The organism is Roseomonas sp. TAS13, assembly GCF_001950415.1.
Lineage (GTDB): Bacteria > Pseudomonadota > Alphaproteobacteria > Acetobacterales > Acetobacteraceae > Roseomonas > Roseomonas mucosa.
In genome coordinates this window covers 1-2,314 of the sequence record NZ_BDLP01000529.1, presented here as the reverse complement: position 1 = coordinate 2,314, position 2,314 = coordinate 1, and the positions used below count along the sequence as shown (strand labels likewise).

Sequence of the window (2,314 nt, the reverse complement as noted above, 5' to 3'; positions counted from 1 at the left end):
GTCCAGCGCCTCGTCCAGCGGCCGGCGCATCTCGCGGCCGGTGAGCAGCCCGCGCGCCGCCGTCTCCTGCAGGGTTCGCAGCGCCAGCAGCGCGTCGCGCCGCCGCGGCCAAGGGGCGGCGGAACGGTCGATGGCATCCGCCGCCGCGTCGATGCGGAACAGCGCGCCCGCCAGCCAGGCCGCCCGCGCCGCGGTGGCCGGGTCGGATTCCGCCGTCAGCCGCGCCAGCCCCGCCGGGCCGATCCGGTTGGCGACCAGGTTGCCCAGCACCGTCGCGATCAGCTCGCGCCGCAGCCGGTGCCGCTGCGCCTCGGCGGAGAAGCGCCGGCGCAGCGGCGTCGGGAAATATTCCACCAGCAGCGGCCGCAGCGCCGGGTCGTCCGGCAGCTCGCTGGCCTCGATGGCATCCGTCAGCCAGAGCTTGGCCACCGGCAGCAGCGCCGCGATCTCCGGCCGCGTCAGCGCATCCCCGGCGGCGATCCGCGCTGCCATCGCCGCCGCATCCGGCAGGCCCGCCACGGCGCGGTCCAGCAGCCCGGCGGATTCCAGCCGCGTCATCAGCAGCGCATGCGCCGGCAGCGCATCGGCACCCGCCGCTTCCTCCAGGCTGACGGCGAGCGACTGCTCGACATTGTCGGCCAGCACCTGCCCCGCCAGCTCGTCGGTCATCTCCGCCAGCAGCGCGTCGCGCCCCTGCATGGTCAGCGCGCCGGAGGCGGTCGCGTCGGCCAGCAGGATCTTGATGTTCACCTCGTGGTCGGAGGTGCTGACGCCGGCGGAATTGTCCAGCGCGTCGGTGTTCAGCCGCACGCCGGGTCTATCCCCATGGGCGCGCGCCGCCTCGATCCGCCCTGCCTGGGTGATGCCGAGATTGGCGCCCTCCCCCAGCACGCGGGCGCGCAGCTGGTTGCCGTTGACGCGCAGCGCGTCGTTGGCGCGGTCGCCCGCCTCCGCCTGGGTCTCGCCGGAGCCTTTCACATAGGTGCCGATGCCGCCGAAATAGAGCAGGTCCACGTCCAGCGTCAGGATCGCCTTCATCACCTCGGCCGGCTCGGCACGGTCCTTCGCGATGCCCAGCAGCTTCTGCGCCTGCGGGCTCAGCGGCAGAAACTTGGCGTTGCGCGGGAAGACGCCGCCGCCCTCGCTGATCCGCCGCGCCTCGTAATCCGCCCAGGAGGAACGCGGCAGGCGGAACAGCCGCTCGCGCTCGTCGTAGGACGCCTCCAGGTCGGGGTCAGGGTCGAGGAAGATGTGGCGGTGGTCGAAGGCCGCCACCAGCCGCGTCTTGCGCGACACCAGCAGCCCGTTGCCGAAGACGTCGCCGCTCATGTCGCCGACGCCGGCCACGGTGAAGGGCTCGGCCTGGATGTCGTGCCCCATCTCGCGGAAATGCCGGGCGATCATCACCCAGGCGCCCTTGGCGGTGATGCCCATCGCCTTGTGGTCGTATCCCTGCGAGCCGCCCGAGGCGAAGGCATCGCCGAGCCAGAAGCCGTATTCCGCCGAGATGCCGTTGGCGATGTCGGAGAAGGTGGCCGTGCCCTTGTCGGCGGCGGCGACGATATAGGGATCGTCGCCGTCCCGCCGCACCACCCGGTCCGGTACCACCACCGCGCCATCGGCGCCGTAGTTGTCGGTGACGTCGAGCATGCCGCGCACGAGCTGGCGATAGGCCGCCTGCCCCGCCGCCATGAAGCCCTCGCGGTCGGTGGGCACCGCGCCCTTGAGCACGAAGCCGCCCTTCGCGCCGGTCGGCACGATCACCACGTTCTTCAGCCGCTGCGCCTTCATCAGGCCCAGGATCTCGGTGCGGAAATCCTCGCGCCGGTCGCTCCAGCGGATGCCGCCGCGCGCCACGGGGCCGGCGCGCAGGTGGCAGCCCTCCATCGCCGCGGCATGCACGAAGATCTCGCGCCAGGGCCGCGGCAGCGGCATCTCGCCCGCCGCGGCGCTGTCGATCTTCAGCACCAGGCGGTCGCGTTCCTGGAAGTAGTTGGTGCGCAGCACCGCATCCAGCAGGCGCCGCAGCCGGGTGAAGATGCGGTCCGCGTCCGGGTCCGCATTCGCCTCCAGCAGCGCGTCCCAGCGCCGCGCGAGCGCCGCCTCGGCCGCCTCGTCGCGCGGCCGCGCGGGATCGAAGCGGGCGTTGAACAGGTCCACCAGCAGCCGCGCCGCCTCCGGCTGCGCCGCCAGCGCGCCGGTCACCGCCTCCTGGCTGAAGGCGAAGCCCACCTGCTTCAGCCAGCGGAACATCGCCCGCAGCAGCCAGCATTCCCGCCAGTCCAGCCCGGCGCGCAGCACCAGCCGGTTGAAG

The 2,314-nt window shown here is 73.0% G+C and carries 1 protein-coding gene; it reads right to left on the bottom strand.

Features of this window, described 5'->3' with window-relative positions; all coding sequences use genetic code 11:
- On the bottom strand, positions 1–2,314 hold a 2,314-nt coding region (locus tag ROTAS13_RS23155; RefSeq protein ID WP_139323520.1), incomplete at both ends, for an NAD-glutamate dehydrogenase domain-containing protein.